Source organism: Arthrobacter gandavensis (assembly GCF_015355785.1).
Lineage (GTDB): Bacteria > Actinomycetota > Actinomycetes > Actinomycetales > Micrococcaceae > Arthrobacter_B > Arthrobacter_B gandavensis_A.
Genome location: NZ_JADKYW010000006.1, coordinates 301,415 through 316,179 on the forward strand (window position 1 = coordinate 301,415; position 14,765 = coordinate 316,179).

The following is a 14,765-nucleotide window of genomic DNA, read 5'->3' on the forward strand; positions in this document are numbered from 1 at the left end:
CTGATGGTTTTCCTGCCCGGTTGTTCTGCCGCTGGCTGAACCGGCGTTGCGCCGTCCCCGCAGTGCAGACGCACCGATCCGACGGATAGCCTGCCGGGAATGGCCGGAGGGGATGGCCTGCACCAGGGGCGGGAACTAGTATCCGAAATGCCCGCACGCCCCGCGCTGCTACCAGCGGGCACACATGCACAGGTGAAAGGACGTCCATGTCTACTGCCACCGCGGAAGCCGACCTGACCATCCAGACCACGGAGGGTCCCGTTCACGGCCGCAACACGGGCACCGCCAGGGTCTGGCGCGGCATCCCGTACGCGCAGCCGCCGGTGGGGGACCTGAGGCTGCGGCTGCCCCGGCGGTCCGCCCCCTGGCAGGAAGTGCTCGACGCCGGCCGGTTTGGGCCGTGGGCCCCGCAGCCGGTCCGCCGGATCCTGCCCGGCGCGAACGCCAGGACCCGCATGAGCGAAGACTGCCTGACTATCAACGTGACGGCGCCGCCGCAGCCCGGGGATGCGCCCCTTCCGGTCCTGGTGTTCATTCACGGCGGGGGTTTCAGCACGGGGTCGGCGGCGATGGACCTGGTGGACGGAACCCGGCTGGCTGCGGCAGGGAACGTCTTGTTCGTTTCGATGAACTACCGGCTCGGCGCCCTTGGGTTCCTGGACTTCCGGTCCTGCTCAACGCCCGGGCGCACTTTTGACGTCAACGTGGGCCTGGCGGACCAGGTGGCCGCGCTGGAATGGGTCCGGCGGAATATTGCGGCGTTTGGAGGTGATCCGGAGAACGTCACCCTCTTCGGTGAATCCGCGGGCGCGACGTCGGCCCTGACTCTGATGTGTGTGCCAGCCGCAGACGGGTTGTTCCACCGGACGTTCCTGCAAAGCCCGGCGCCCGCTGCGGCCTACGGTCCCGAACTGGCATCCCGGTGGGCTGCAGATTTCCTGGACCTGCTGGGCGCAGGGCCAGGCGGTGCTGCTGAAGCCCTGTCCGGACTGGAGGCGGGAAGGCTGGTCAGTGCAGCGGAGGAACTCAGCACCCGCGTCGCGCCGGAGTCAAGGCCCGGCGCCCTGAGCCTCGCGCCGGTAGTGGACGGATCCTTCCTGCCGCTGCATCCGCTGGAGGCGTTCGAGAAGGGACGCGCCTCCAGCGTGCCCATGGTTATCGGCACCATGGATAACGAAGGAGCGCTCTTCGACAGGCTCCACGACATCCTGCCCACCTCCCGGGACCGGATCGAGAAGATGTTCGAACTAACGGACCCCGGCAGCCGGGACAGGGTCACGGCGGCCTACCGCGGGTACCCGCACAGGAAGCAGGCCGTGGAACTCGGCGGAGACGCGGTGTTCTGGTATCCCGTCGTCCAGGCAGCGCAGGCACATTCCGCCCACGCGCCCACCTGGTCCTACCGGTTCGACTATGCCCCGCGGGCAGCACGGGCGGCCGGCCTGGGTGCGACGCACGGGCTGGACCTGGCGGCAGTTTTTGGAAATCACGACGCCGGGGCGGGACGGATGCTGCTCAGCATGGGAAACCGCCGCTCAGCGAAGAACGTGGGTCACCGGTTCCAGTCAGCGCTGCTGCGCTTCGCCCGAACCGGAGCGCCGGGCCCCATGTGGCCCCGCTATGACCAGGCCTCTCGGCGCACGAAGATCTTCGACCGGTATGACCGGATCGAACTTGACCCGCGGACAGTCCGCCGCCGGGCGTGGGACGGGTACCGGGGTTACCGCTAGCTAGGAGCAGGGCCGGACGGGAGCCCTGAATGCCCGGCATAGGATTAAGCACATGACCGCCACCCTTGTTGCCCGCAGTCTCTCCGGCGGTTACGCCCACCGGGTCCTGTTTTCAGGGCTGTCCCTTACCGTCGCCCCCGGAGACGTCATTGGCGTGGTCGGAGCAAATGGTGCCGGCAAGTCCACCCTGCTGGCATTGCTGGCCGGCGCAGCCCCGCCCCTTGACGGCACTGTAGAACGCCACCCGCGCGATGCCTTTGTTGGCTGGATGCCGCAGGAGCATGAGCGGGTCCCGGGGGAGAGTGTGGCGGACTACATTTCACGGCGCACCGGGGCGGCCGGCGCCACTGCGGCAATGGAGGCTGCCGCCGAGGCGCTCGCGTCTGAGTCTGCCAAGGCGCAGGACGAGTACGCTGCCGCCCTTGATACCTGGCTGGCGTCCGGCGCCGCAGACCTGGAAGAGCGCATTCCGGCGGTCCTGGCCGACCTGGGACTGGACCTGGGCCCGGAGGCCCTGATGACCGGGCTGTCCGGCGGACAGGCGGCCCGGGTCGCCCTCGCTGCCCTGCTCCTGAGCCGCTTCGATATCGTGCTTCTCGACGAGCCGACCAATGACCTCGACCTGGATGGCCTGGCCAAACTGGAGGAGTTCGTCCGCGGGCTCCGCGGCGGCGTCGTGCTTGTCTCGCATGACCGCGAGTTCCTGGCCCGCTGTGTCACGCGGATCGTGGAACTGGATCTGGCCCAGAACCAGGTGGCCGTGTACGACGGCGGTTATGACTCGTTCCTGGAGGAAAGGGCCGTGGCGCGCCGCCATGCCCGGGAGGCCTATGACGAGTTCGCGGGACGCAAGGCGGATCTGGTGGCGAAGGCGCGGACCACCCGCGAGTGGAGCTCGCAGGGCGTACGCAACGCCATGCGCAAGTCCCCGGACAATGACAAGATCCGCCGCCGGGCAAGCATGGAATCTTCGGAGAAGCAGGCGCAGAAGGTGCGCCAGATGGAATCACGGATTTCCCGGCTGGAAGAAGTGGAGGAGCCCCGGAAGGAATGGCAGCTGCAGTTCTCGATCGCGGCAGCACCGCGTTCAGGTTCAGTCGCGGCCGTCCTGAACGGCGCGGCGCTGCGGCGCGGGAACTTCGAGTTCGGACCCGTGTCCCGGCAGGTGAATTCGGGTGAGCGGATAGGCATCACCGGCCCGAACGGTGCGGGCAAGTCAACGCTGCTCGCACTGCTGCGCGGGACGCTGAAGCCTGATGAGGGAACAGCCTCGCTGGGTGCCGGGGTGGCTCTCGGGGAAATAGACCAGCTGCGCACCCAACTCGCGGCCGGGCAACCCCTCGCTGCAGCTTTCGAGGCGTGTGTTCCGGAAATGAACGCCGGCGAAGTGCGGACCCTGCTGGCCAAATTCGGCCTCAAGGCGGACCAAACGGCCACCAGGGTTGGTGAGCTGTCCCCGGGCGAGAGGACCCGGGCGGCACTGGCGCTGCTTCAGGCCCGCGGAGTCAACCTGCTGATCCTGGACGAGCCGACGAACCACCTTGACCTGCCCGCAATCGAACAGCTTGAAGAGGCACTTGAGTCCTACACGGGCACGCTGCTGCTGGTCACTCACGACCGCCGGATGCTCCAGAACGTCCGGTTGGATCGCCTGTGGCGTGTCGAGGGCGGTTCCGTCAGTGAGTCGTAGAGGTGTGGGCGGGTTCCGCAGAAGCGAAATGTCTGTGAGTTGTGTGACGGATGTGATAAAAGTCTTCTAAGGGTGGCACTGCCTGTAGAACAGACCAGTACCGCCGCATTGCGGGGGAAAGAAGTTGCTATGGCTCTGACGGGCGCACCGGTGCGGCTCCAGCCGCGTGCCCGGGAGCGGCGGACAGCCAGGACCCCGTCCGTATTGCGCAAGCTGGACGTGACGGTGCTGCTGCTGGTCTGGACGATCTGTGTCCTGACCGACTGGGATACCTCCGCGAAAGTCGCTCTGAACATCGCCGCAGTTGTGCTGCTGTGCCTAAAGGAAGTCGCCTTCCACCTCTGGGTTGTGCGGCAGCGCATGCCGCGGGTGCGCTAGGCCTCCTTCCCGCGCTCTGCTTTCCCGGCCCCCTCCGCGCCTTCGCTATGGTCCCGGAACAGCGCGGGGTCTATCGTGGATATGCGCGGAACCGGAACCATTTGCCCGGCCCTGGCCAGGCTCCCCGGGCCCGCCGCACGGTGGAGGCAGGTGAGGGATGTCCCTGGACGTATCGGCACTCGACGTTGAAACGGCAGATGGCTGGGTACGCGGCGTGATTGAAGACGGCGTGCGGACCTGGCGGGGGATCCCCTATGCGGCACCACCCCTCGGCGAGCGCCGGCTCCGGGCCCCGGCCCCGCCGGATCCGTGGACCGGAATCCGGGATGCATCGCAGTTCGGACCCATACCGCCGCAGTCCCGCGGACTCGCCCTGACGGGTTCACGCCGTCGGCCCCTGATGAGCGAGGACTGCCTGACCATCAATGTCAGCGCACCCCTGGAACAGGACCTGGCCGGGCTTCCGGTTCTGGTCTACCTCTACGGGGGCGCGTTCAGTTCAGGGTCCTCAGCCGTGCGGACCTACCGCGGCGCGAACCTGGTGCGCACGGGCGAGGTAGTCTACGTGTGCCTGAATTACCGGATTGGTGCCCTGGGATTCATGGACTTCACGTCCTTCTCCACCCCGGAGCGGCAGTTCGACTCCAACCTTGGACTCAGGGACCAGGTCGCCGCATTGCAGTGGGTACAGAAAAACATTGCGTCATTCGGCGGCGACCCGGACAACGTCACCATTTTTGGCGAGTCGGCAGGCGGAATATCCGTCACCGCGCTGATGTGCATTCCCTCCGCGGCACCGTTGTTCCACAAGGCATTCGCGCAGAGTCCCGCACCATCCGGGGCTTACTACCCGGACATGCATGAACGGTGGGCGCTGGATCTCCTGGAGATCCTGCGGGTGGACGAAGCCCAAGCGGCGCAGGCGCTGTCCCGGATACCGGCGGCGAAGCTCGTGGGCGCCATCCAGAAAATGACCATGAAGATCGGGCCGGTCCAGCAGCCGGGATCGCTGAGCGTTTCACCGGTGATCGACGGCGAGTTCCTGCCCCGCCATCCAATAGACACCTTCCTCGACGGAGAGTCGGCGCCCAAGCCCCTGGTGCTGGGGACCATGGCCCAGGAGGGGGCACTGTTCGCCAAGCTGGACAACATCCTGCCCTCCACGCCCGCCCGCCTCGAGCGGATGTTCGCCGGCACGGACCCGGCCGCGCTGGACCGCGTGACCGCCGCCTACCCCGGCTACCCGTCGCGGGACCGGTCGGTGGAGATCAGCGGCGACCTCGTCTTCTGGTACCCGAGCCAGCTGGTGGCGGAAGGCCACTCCAGGGTGGCACCAACCTGGATCTACCGCTATGACTACGCCACCAGGCTCATGAACATGCTGGGCCTGGGTGCTACCCATGCCTTCGACGTTCCCGTGATGTTCGGCGAGACCAACGAACGGACGCTCCGCGCGTTGTCGCTGCTGGGAGGGCGGGATGAGCTCCGTGAACTCTCCGCGCGGTTCCAGGGTTCGCTGCTGAACCTTGCACGCCGCCACCTGCCGGGCGAAGACTGGCCGCGGTATGAGGAAGAGAACCGGCACACCCGGGTTTTTGATATCCAGGACCGGATCGAGTCCGATCCTTTTCCGGAGCGCCGCCGCGCCTGGGAGGGGTACCGCGGCTACATCTGAGCCGGTACTGTGCCACAAGGCCCTGTGTCTACGATTGAGGAGCCAGCATGAGCGCACATTATGACGTCGTTGTCCTGGGAGCCGGACCCGGCGGTTACGTAGCCGCCATCCGTACTGCGCAGCTGGGTCTCAGCGTTGCCGTCGTCGAAGAGAAATACTGGGGCGGCGTTTGCCTGAATGTGGGCTGCATCCCGTCAAAGGCGCTGCTCCGCAATGCCGAGCTGGCCCAGATTTTTACCCGGCAGGCGGGCGAATTCGGTATGCACGGAGATGTGAGCTTCGACTACGGTGCCGCCTTCGATCGCAGCCGGCAGGTGGCGGACGGCCGGGTTAAAGGCGTGCACTTCCTCATGAGGAAGAACAAGATCACGGAATACGACGGACGTGGGGTGTTTCACGATGCCCGCACCATGGAGGTTACGCTGGCGGACGGGAAAACCGAAGAGGTGACGTTCGAAAACGCCATCATTGCCACCGGTGCCACCGTCAAGCTGCTTCCCGGAGTGGAGCTCAGCGAGAATGTTGTCACCTATGAGACGCAGATCCTCAGCCGTGACCTGCCCGCAAAGATGGTGATCGTCGGTGCCGGCGCAATCGGCATGGAGTTCGGCTACGTGCTCCGCAGCTACGGCGTGGACGTGAGCATCATCGAGTTCATGGACCGTGCGCTGCCCAATGAGGACCCTGACGTCTCCAAGGAGATCACCAAACAGTACAAGAAGCTGGGCATTCCCATCCACACGTCGGCGAAGGTGGAGACAGTCACTGACAACGGCAGTACCGTCACGGTCACCTACACCGACAAGGACGGCAAGGCGCAGTCCGTCGACGCAGACCGCGTAATGATGTCCGTCGGGTTTGCCCCGCGGCTGGACGGCTTTGGCCTGGAACGCACCGGGGTGGAGGTCACCGGCCGCGGCGCCATCGCGATCGACGACTACATGCGTACCAGCGTCTCCAACCTGTTCGCCATTGGGGACGTGACGGCCAAACTGCAGCTCGCCCATGTCGCCGAAGCGCAGGGGGTGGTGGCGGCGGAAACGATCGCCGGCGCGGAAACCATGCCGCTGGGGGACTACCGCATGATGCCCAGGGCCACCTTCTGCCAGCCGCAGGTAGCAAGCTTCGGCCTGACGGAGGCCCAGGCGAGGGACGAGGGTCATGAGGTTGTGGTGAGCACCTTCCCGTTCACCGCGAACGGCAAGGCACACGGCCTGGGGGAGCCGGTGGGATTCGTGAAGCTCATCGCCGACTCCGCCTACGGAGAGCTCCTGGGCGGGCACCTTATAGGTCCGGACGTCTCGGAACTGCTTCCCGAGCTGACGCTGGCGCAGAAATGGGACCTGACCGCCTCTGAACTGGCCCGCAATGTGCATACGCATCCGACCCTCAGCGAGGCCCTACAGGAAGCCTTCCACGGGTTGACTGGCCATATGATCAACTTCTAGGCTCCGCCCGCGGGGCCGCTCAGCGGGCCAGGTACCGCAGCAGCAGGGTGTCCCCGGAGCGGAGGACGTGCCCCAGCCGCAGCCTCTTCAGCTCGATTTCGGGGGCTCCTGCACTGATCCTTGGGGAGGATCCGGCTGCCAGCACCGGAGAAAGCGTCAGGCACAGCTCGTCGACCAGGCCCGCCGCTTGGAACGAGCCGAAGAGCCGGGGACCGCCCTCGCACAGGACCCGGAGCCATCCCCGCCGGGCCAGCGCCCCGGCTGCACGCCCGGGTTCGACTGTCCGTGCTCCGGCCACCTCAACGTCAGCCACCTGTTCCAGGGCAGCGCGCCGCCCGGCCGGTGCGGCGGCTGAGGTCAGCACCAAGGGCTTTACCGGGGCGGCGGCGAAGAAGTAGGACTGCGGGTCAAAGTCCCCGTTCCAGCTCACCGCTCCGTCTGCTGAGGCCACAAAATTGAACCGGAAATAAGGCCGCCCGGACTCTCCGGGTTGTTCCCACCCATAGGCCGCCAGGACGTCAGCGTCGTCGAGGGCCCGTTCGGACCCGGCGGCGGTGATGACCGGGCCGCTCACTGCGCGGGCCCGTTCACATCGCCCATGTTGTGGCGCAGCCGCACCGGTTTGCGCCAGCCCAGAATCGCCTCCGTCATCCGGATGGCACGGGAGGCGGCTTCGACATTGTGCATGCGCAGGATCCGCGCACCGTTGAAGATACTCGCGACCGCCGCGGCCAGGGAGCCTTCAACCCTCCCGGACTTGGGTTCATCGAGCGTTTCGCCAATGAAGTCCTTATTGGACACCGCAGCCAGCACCGGATAGCCGGCTTCCGCGATCTCGGCGGGGCGGCGCGTCAGTTCCAGTGAATGCAGGGTGTTCTTGTTCAGGTCGTGCCCGGGATCAAGAATGATCTTCTCCGGCGGCACCCCCAGTCCCTGTGCAAAGTCGGCACGGCGGCGCAGGAACCGGGCCACCTCGGACACCACATCCCCGTACTGCGGGCGGGGGTAGGCAGTCCGGGGTTCGGCCAGGCTGTGGGTGATCACCAGGTGCACGCCCGCCTCCGCTGCCACCCTGCCCAGCCGGGGATCGTGCAGCCCCGTGGTGTCGTTGATGACGTTGGCACCGGCCGCAATGGCCCGTTCCGCAACGGCGGGGTGGAAAGTGTCGGCTGAGATGATTGCGTCCGATTCGCTGCGGACCGCCCGGATGACGGGAACAATCCGTGCGGCTTCTTCCGCGGGATCCAGTGCCGGCCCCGGCGCAAACGGAACACCGCCAATATCCACCCAGTCCGCGCCGTCGTGCACTGCTTGCAGCGCTGCGCCGATTGCCGCGTCCCGGCCAAAGGTCCGTCCGGCGTCGTAGAAGGAGTCCGGAGTCCGGTTGATGATGGCCATGAGTGCAACCTGGCGCCGGAAGTCCAGCACACGGCGGCCGAACCGGTGTACCGGGTGCAGCAGCGGGGGGTCGTAATGGCCTGGGGATGACGCGAGGGCCCGGCCGCCGGTGCTGTTCAGACTCATGAAAGCATCCTACGGTGGTGTCCAGCCACCTCCCGCTGCCGCGGCCAACCAGGAAGGTCCCAACCATGGAACTGCCCGTGCCAAAGACCATCAGTCCCATGCTGGCCAAGCCGGCGGCCGGCATCCCGGAGGGCGACTACGCCTACGAGCCCAAGTGGGACGGCTTTCGGGCGATGGTCTACCGGGAGGGAGGGAACGTGGAGATCCTCAGCCGCAACGGAAGGAGCCTCAACCGGTACTTTCCCGAGCTTTCCGAAGCGTTCCTCCACGGACTGCCGGAGGAGTGCGTGGTGGACGGCGAGATCATCCTGATCAGCAGGGACGGAAGCCGGCTGGATTTCGATGCCCTGCAGCAGCGGATCCATCCCGCCGGGAGCCGCGTGTCGCTGCTGGCTGACCAGACTCCGGCGTCGTTCGTGGCTTTCGACCTGCTGGCCCTGGATGGAACCGACGTCACCGGTGAACCCTTTCGGCGGCGCCGGGAAAACCTCGTTTCAGCCGTTGGTAAGGCCGGGGGCCGCCTGCACCTGACCCGTCAGACCCTGGATGCCGGGACGGCCAGGGAATGGTTCAGGCGTTTCGAGGGCGCGGGACTGGACGGCGTGGTCGCCAAGCCGCTGGAGGGCAGATACGAACCGGGTAAGCGGGCCATGACCAAGGTCAAGCACCGGCGCACGGCGGACTGCGTGGTGGCAGGCTACCGGGTGCACAAGAGCGGAGCGGACCGTATTGGCTCCCTCTTGCTGGGACTGTATGACGCCGCCGGAAACCTTGCCAACGTCGGCGTTCTTGGTGCCTTTCCCATGGCCCGCCGGGCCGAGCTCTTCGATGAGCTCCAGCCCCTGGTCACGTGGGACCCTGCCCATCCCTGGAGCACGGCTGGACCGGAACCCGGCACGAGGACGCCGCGCAGCTCCGAGGGAAGCAGGTGGACGGGCAGCAAAGACCTCTCCTTCACCCCGCTGCGCCCCGAACGGGTGGTCGAGGTGGCATATGACCATATGGAGGGGCACAGGTTCCGGCATCCGCCGAGTTTTCTTCGCTGGCGGCCGGACCGGGATCCGGCAAGCTGCGGCTATGGCCAGCTCGAGGAACCCGTCCGGTATGAGCTCGGTGATGTACTGCTGGAGCCGGCGCAGACCGGGAAACCCTGAACTGGCGCCGCCGTGTGTGAACCGAATACGCCGGTTGTGCCTGTCGGTTCACTATGCCGCGTGGCATAGTGAAGGAAGGGATCTCCGCAAGAGACAGCGTCTGGTACACCTTCAGCCGCCTGGCCGGCGGCCCACGGCGGACCGGTTCGGGAACGGATGCCACACTATGCCCGCAGACCCTGACCAGCTCAGCACTGAATCATTGATCTCCCAGTGGCTGGAACACCCCAGCGGCCGGGCCATCCTGCTGGATGTCCTGGCCAGGCGTGGGCCGGACGTTCGGGCGATCTACGCGCTCCAGAACCTTCCGCTGTCCTCGATCGTCACCCTCTCACGGGGGAACGTGACGACCGAACAGCTTGAACTGCTGGCCGAGGCGGCGAACCGGGGCGTTACCGAGACACCGCCCAATCCGGAATTGTCCCATCTCTTTCCGTCTGCGCCTCCGCCGTCGCCGCTGAACTGGAAAGAGGGGATCATTCCGGGACGCTTCCGGGGAAAGACCGTGATCGTGACCGGCGCCGGCTCCGGCATCGGCCGGGCCGTCGCCCTGCGGCTGGGCAGGGAAGACGCGCACGTCATTGCGGTCGATCTCAACACTCTCCGGATGGAAGCACTGCTGGAGAACCCGGCAGCGCGCGGCACCACCGGTGTAGTTGCGGACCTCAGCCGCGAAGAGGATATCCAGCGGATCATCACCGCAGCCGGGGCTGACATTGACGGCCTAACCCTGGTCGGCGGTCTGGCGGATGACATGGAGCCCCTGCATGAGGTGGACGACGACCTCTGGGAGCGCATCTTCCGCGTCAACGTCACTGGACCGTTCCGTCTTTCCCGGCGGGTGATTCCGCTGATGCTGTCCCGCGGCACGGGAGCCATAGTGAATTTGGCCTCACAGGCAGGCTTACGCGGTTCGATCGGTGGAGCCGCGTACACCGCTGCGAAGCATGCGGTCCTCGGCCTGACCCGCAGCGAGGCATATACGTATACACCGCGGGGACTCCGGATCAATGCAGTCGTTCCGATGCCCACGCGAAACACCCTGGACTCGAACTACGGTTTCCCCGGCGGACTAGGCCCGATGCCCGCGGCATCACTGATCCCCTCGGACCTCGAAGCAGCTGCGGTGGCCGCTCCCGTGACTTACCTGCTCAGTGACGACGCCATTGCGGTAACGGGCGCGATCCTTCCCGCGGACGAGGGCTGGAGCGTGGGCTGACGTACCTGGTCCACCCGTCCAGCGCCCAGGTTGCCGCTGCCACAATGCCCGGTGCGCGTCCTCACACCCGTCCCGAAAGGACAGTTCTGCAGGGATAACCTGAGAATCATGGAATCCGGCGACATCAATTTTCATACCCGCAAATGGGTCAGGCCCGAAGACCTGAATGCTAACGGAACACTGTTCGGCGGTTCGCTGCTGCGGTGGATCGACGAGGAAGCGACCATCTACGCGATCCTCCAGATGGGCAACGGCAGGGTGGTCACCAAGCTGATGTCCGAAATCAATTTCGTCAGTTCGGCCCAGCAGGGCGACCTTATTGAGATGGGACTGTGCGCCACCAAGTTCGGCAAGACATCCCTGACGATGCGGGCCGAGGTCCGGAACATGATCACCCGGTCAAGCATCCTGACCATCGAACGCATCATCTTTGTCAACCTGGATGAAAACGGCCGTCCTGCTCCGCACGGCTACACGACGGTCACCTATGACCGGGACCGGCTGCCCACCCACCACCTCCCGGCGTTCCCGCTGCAGCCGCAGCCGCAGTTCTAGGAGCAGCGCCGGACTCGGTCCGAACGCAGCCAGGCGCTGCTGCCGCCTCGTACGCCCCGGGGCAGTAATGCCCGGGGCGTACTGCGTGCCTGGCACACCGAACTGGCCCTCCGGTGAGAGAATCGCGTCAGGCTGCCGCGCCCGCTGCTGCTAACCCGAGTCCCAAAGGAAACGCCGCAGCATGCACCTCGACAGTCCCGCAGGAACCGGACGGAACGGGCGCAGGCGCTCCGCCAGGATGGTCTTTTGGGCGGCCCTTGCCGGCGTCATCCTGATCGCGCTGAATTTCCGCGGCCCGATCGTGGCGCCGTCGCCCATCCTGGACCTGCTGCAGTCCGAACTTGAAATGTCCGTCCAGGCCTCAGGCCTGCTGACCGCCCTGCCCATTGCCTGCTTCGGTGTCATATCGTTCCTGGCACTGCCGCTGCTCCGCCGCGGGGGGCCGGACCAGGCAATCGCGTTCTGCCTGGCCGGCATCCTGGCCGGGACGCTGCTGCGCTCCGCTGGAGGGACCGGTTTCGCGCTGGCCGGCACCGTCCTGATTGGCGCCTCAATCGCCGTCGGCAACGTGCTGGTACCGGTGATCATCCGCCGGGATTTCCCGCTCGCCCAGGTTCCCCTGGTAACCGGCATCTACACGGCGGCCATGAACATTGGATCGATGACCACGCTCATCCTGACGGCTCCGCTGGCGGACGCCCTCGGCTGGCGCACTGCCCTGGCGGTCTGGAGCGCGCTGGCAATCGCGGCTGCCCTGGCCTGGCTGAGGCTGGTTGGCTGGCGGGACTTTGTGCTGGGCGGGGCAAGGGGGAATAGTGCCCGCAGGAACGCAGCCGGCACTGTTCCAGACACGGCATCCCGCCCTGCGCCGGCCACACCGGAAACGCCGGCCCAGCCACCGGTCTGGCGCCGCCCGGTCGCGTGGCTGCTGCTCGTCGCCTTCAGCGGCCAGGCTTTCTCCTTCTATGCCGTCTCCACATGGCTGCCCACCCTGCTTTCGGACCTGCTGAAACTGGACCCCGCCGCCGCCGGCGCCGGCGCGTCCCTGTTCCAGGGGCCGGCAATCGTTGGTGCACTTGCCATACCCCTGCTGGCCGGGAGGCTGCGTACCCGTTCCCTGCTCTGGCTGACCGTCGCTGCGTGGGCCGCCCTGCCCGCGGGACTGCTGCTGGCACCGGCCTGGTGGGCCGCGTGGGTGACGCTGGGCGGAATAGCGCAGGGTGCAGGGATCACGGTGATATTCCTGATCCTGGTTCGGCTGGGCGGTTCCGGCCGGCAGGCCGGCCAGCTCTCCGCCATGGTCCAGGGCGGCGGCTACCTGGTGGCGGCTGCCGGACCCGTTGCGCTTGGCAGCCTGCACGATCTTTCGGGCGGCTGGACCGTGCCGCTGCTGGCTTGCTGCGTCAGCATTGCCGCCTTGTTCGTCGCCGGATCGATCGCGGCGGCTGCCTCGGACGGGACGGCAGAAACCAAAACAGGAAAACAGTCCGCCCGCCAGGCGAAAAACGCATAACGTCAGGGCCCGGCCCAGGGAGGACAGCGACGCCGCATTTCTGTGGAAGGCGGCGGGCCGGATACGTACGAACGGGGGTGCTGCGCCAGGGACGTACCTGTTCGGTGCCTTCCGTTAGGGTCTATGGTTCCCATAACAGGCGACGGCCCGATCCTGCCGAAGCATGGGACCGCCGCGGCCGGCTAACGGAAAGAAGGCAATGAAGACCCGTTTCGACCGCTACCGCCAAATGGCCGAGATCCTGTACCGCAACGGGCTGGGATACCTGGTGTCAGTTGCGGGACTCGAGTCCTGGCTTCCCTTCCGCCGCAGGGAGGCCGACGGCGCTGACTCCACCCGGATGGCGAGCCCTGAGTACCTGCGCCGTGCGCTGGAGGAACTGGGGCCCACCTACGTGAAGCTGGGCCAGCTGCTCTCCACCCGTCCAGACCTTCTGCCTCCGGCCTACATGGACGAGCTGGCCAAGCTGCAGGACGCGGCCACCCCTGCCGCCTGGGACGAGGTGCGCGTTTCGCTGCGCAGGGAACTCGGTGCGGATCCCCTGGAAGTATTTCGGGAGTTCAACAGCACCCCGATCGCCAGTGCCTCCATCGGCCAGGCCTACGCAGCGACGCTGGAGGACGGCACGAACGTGGTGGTGAAGGTCCGGCGTCCCGGCGTCGTCCCGGACGTGGAAGCAGACCTGTCCATCCTGCAGTCCCTGGCCGGTTACGCCAGCCGGCACTGGGAAGCCGCCAGGGATTACGACGTCAAGGGTTTCATGGACGAGTTCGCGGACACCCTGCGCAAGGAAATGGACTACGTGCAGGAGGGCCACAACGCAGACCGTTTCGCCCTGAACTTCGAAGACGACTCCGCCGTGGTGATCCCGCACATCTACTGGGAGCACACCACCTCGAAGGTGCTGACCATGGAACGGCTCTACGGCATGAAGGTGACCGACACCAAGGCGCTTGAAGCCGCGGGACTTGACCGGAAGGCCCTGGCCGTCACGGCTGCTGACGCGGAGATGAAGATGGTGTTCGAGGACGGCTTCTTCCATGCGGACCCGCATCCCGGAAACATCTTCGTGCAGCCCAACGCCCAGATTGGGCTCATCGACTTCGGCATGGCCGGAGAACTCGACGACAAGCTCCGCGGCCAGCTTTCGGCCCTGTTCGTTGCCGTTATCCGCAAGGACCCGGAGCGGATGGCCACCGCACTGATGCGGATGACCGTCTCCCGGACCCGTCCGGACCGGTTCAAGCTCAGGATGGACCTTGCCGGCCTGATAAAGCTGTATTCAAACCATACGCTCGGGGATGCGCCGGTGGGACGGATCATCACGTACGGCCTGGGAATCATCCGGAACCACCACCTGCAGCTGCCCGGGGAGATTGCCCTGCTGCTGCGGATGCTCATCATGACCGAAGGCATGGGCGAGGTCCTGGACCCCGAGTTCAGCATGGGCAGGACACTGGCACCCTATGCCCGGCGGATGACCATGCAGCACCTAAACCCTGCCGCCTACGCTAAGCGGCTGGGCAAGGCCGGGGGAGACCTGCTGGAGCTGGGTACCGAACTGCCCGGCCAGCTGCAGCGGCTCATCAACACCCTTGATTTCGAAGGAATGGAGGTGCACCTGCGGGCGGGGGACCTCGTTCCGCTGGTGGAGCGCCTGGAACGGGTGGGCAACCGGATGGTGGCTGCCATCTTCGCCGCCGCCTTTATTCGCGGGGTCGGCGAGCTGACCCTTGGTGATGCCGACCGCTGGCGCGGCTGGCAGGCGCCGCTGATGGGAGCCGGGCTGGCGTCCACCGGCGTGCTTGGGGGTTACCTGGCGTGGTCGGCCCGGCGGCAGCGCAGGCTGGATGCGGGCTAGCGAAGGGTTAACGGGCAC

Annotated in this window: 12 protein-coding genes; 10 read left to right on the forward strand and 2 right to left on the reverse strand. The window is 66.4% G+C overall.

Features of this window, described 5'->3' with window-relative positions; all coding sequences use genetic code 11:
- Window positions 1-206 precede the first annotated feature (206 nt).
- From ITX31_RS13220 to lpdA, 5 genes are all read left to right on the forward strand, one after another.
- A complete protein-coding gene (locus ITX31_RS13220) occupies window positions 207-1,730 on the forward strand; it encodes a carboxylesterase/lipase family protein (protein WP_194783880.1) in 1,524 nt (507 codons plus the stop codon).
- 52 nt (window positions 1,731-1,782) lie between these two features.
- The gene (locus tag ITX31_RS13225; protein WP_194783881.1) at window positions 1,783-3,420 is read left to right on the forward strand and encodes an ABC-F family ATP-binding cassette domain-containing protein; all 1,638 of its coding nucleotides are present in this window, start codon (window positions 1,783-1,785) and stop codon (window positions 3,418-3,420) included.
- 129 nt (window positions 3,421-3,549) lie between these two features.
- Complete coding sequence (locus ITX31_RS13230) at window positions 3,550-3,798, forward strand: hypothetical protein (protein ID WP_194783882.1); 249 nt, start codon at window positions 3,550-3,552, stop codon at window positions 3,796-3,798.
- A gap of 157 nt (window positions 3,799-3,955) precedes the next feature.
- Window positions 3,956-5,473, forward strand: coding sequence for a carboxylesterase/lipase family protein (locus tag ITX31_RS13235; RefSeq protein WP_194783883.1), 1,518 nt, complete (start codon window positions 3,956-3,958; stop codon window positions 5,471-5,473).
- 47 nt (window positions 5,474-5,520) lie between these two features.
- Window positions 5,521-6,921, forward strand: coding sequence for a dihydrolipoyl dehydrogenase (lpdA, locus tag ITX31_RS13240; protein ID WP_194783884.1), 1,401 nt, complete (start codon window positions 5,521-5,523; stop codon window positions 6,919-6,921).
- 19 nt (window positions 6,922-6,940) lie between these two features.
- On the opposite strand, the gene ITX31_RS13245 is transcribed toward lpdA, so the two are convergent.
- Both ITX31_RS13245 and folP read right to left on the reverse strand, forming a co-directional pair.
- Entirely contained in the window at window positions 6,941-7,495 is a 555-nt protein-coding gene (locus ITX31_RS13245; RefSeq protein WP_323745681.1) for a dihydrofolate reductase family protein, read from the reverse strand.
- The gene (gene folP, locus ITX31_RS13250) at window positions 7,492-8,445 is read right to left on the reverse strand and encodes a dihydropteroate synthase (RefSeq protein ID WP_194783885.1); all 954 of its coding nucleotides are present in this window, start codon (window positions 8,443-8,445) and stop codon (window positions 7,492-7,494) included. Before folP ends, ITX31_RS13245 begins: the two co-directional genes overlap by 4 nt.
- A 65-nt stretch (window positions 8,446-8,510) precedes the next feature.
- On the opposite strand from folP, the gene ITX31_RS13255 reads away from it, so the two are divergent.
- From ITX31_RS13255 to ITX31_RS13275, 5 genes are all read left to right on the forward strand, one after another.
- Window positions 8,511-9,599, forward strand: coding sequence for an ATP-dependent DNA ligase (locus ITX31_RS13255; RefSeq protein ID WP_194783886.1), 1,089 nt, complete (start codon window positions 8,511-8,513; stop codon window positions 9,597-9,599).
- Window positions 9,600-9,765: 166 nt separating this feature from the next.
- Window positions 9,766-10,818: an SDR family NAD(P)-dependent oxidoreductase gene (locus ITX31_RS13260; protein WP_194783887.1), complete on the forward strand. Its 1,053-nt coding sequence runs from the start codon at window positions 9,766-9,768 to the stop codon at window positions 10,816-10,818.
- 108 nt (window positions 10,819-10,926) lie between these two features.
- Window positions 10,927-11,373: an acyl-CoA thioesterase gene (locus ITX31_RS13265; RefSeq protein WP_194783888.1), complete on the forward strand. Its 447-nt coding sequence runs from the start codon at window positions 10,927-10,929 to the stop codon at window positions 11,371-11,373.
- Between the two features lie 181 nt (window positions 11,374-11,554).
- Complete coding sequence (locus ITX31_RS13270) at window positions 11,555-12,886, forward strand: MFS transporter (protein WP_194783889.1); 1,332 nt, start codon at window positions 11,555-11,557, stop codon at window positions 12,884-12,886.
- A 199-nt stretch (window positions 12,887-13,085) separates the two neighbouring features.
- Complete coding sequence (locus ITX31_RS13275) at window positions 13,086-14,747, forward strand: ABC1 kinase family protein (protein ID WP_194783890.1); 1,662 nt, start codon at window positions 13,086-13,088, stop codon at window positions 14,745-14,747.
- Window positions 14,748-14,765: the final 18 nt, after the last annotated feature.

Excerpts from the sequence above, each read along its gene's own strand:
- ITX31_RS13275 (WP_194783890.1), top strand. The coding sequence starts at position 13,086 with ATGAAGACCCGTTTCGACCGCTACCGCCAAATGGCCGAGATCCTGTAC.
- ITX31_RS13255 (WP_194783886.1), top strand. The coding sequence starts at position 8,511 with ATGGAACTGCCCGTGCCAAAGACCATCAGTCCCATGCTGGCCAAGCCG.
- ITX31_RS13230 (WP_194783882.1), top strand. The coding sequence starts at position 3,550 with ATGGCTCTGACGGGCGCACCGGTGCGGCTCCAGCCGCGTGCCCGGGAG.
- ITX31_RS13270 (WP_194783889.1), top strand. The coding sequence starts at position 11,555 with ATGCACCTCGACAGTCCCGCAGGAACCGGACGGAACGGGCGCAGGCGC.
- ITX31_RS13225 (WP_194783881.1), top strand. The coding sequence starts at position 1,783 with ATGACCGCCACCCTTGTTGCCCGCAGTCTCTCCGGCGGTTACGCCCAC.
- folP (WP_194783885.1), bottom strand. The coding sequence starts at position 8,445 with ATGAGTCTGAACAGCACCGGCGGCCGGGCCCTCGCGTCATCCCCAGGC.
- ITX31_RS13235 (WP_194783883.1), top strand. The coding sequence starts at position 3,956 with ATGTCCCTGGACGTATCGGCACTCGACGTTGAAACGGCAGATGGCTGG.
- ITX31_RS13220 (WP_194783880.1), top strand. The coding sequence starts at position 207 with ATGTCTACTGCCACCGCGGAAGCCGACCTGACCATCCAGACCACGGAG.
- ITX31_RS13265 (WP_194783888.1), top strand. The coding sequence starts at position 10,927 with ATGGAATCCGGCGACATCAATTTTCATACCCGCAAATGGGTCAGGCCC.
- lpdA (WP_194783884.1), top strand. The coding sequence starts at position 5,521 with ATGAGCGCACATTATGACGTCGTTGTCCTGGGAGCCGGACCCGGCGGT.
- ITX31_RS13260 (WP_194783887.1), top strand. The coding sequence starts at position 9,766 with ATGCCCGCAGACCCTGACCAGCTCAGCACTGAATCATTGATCTCCCAG.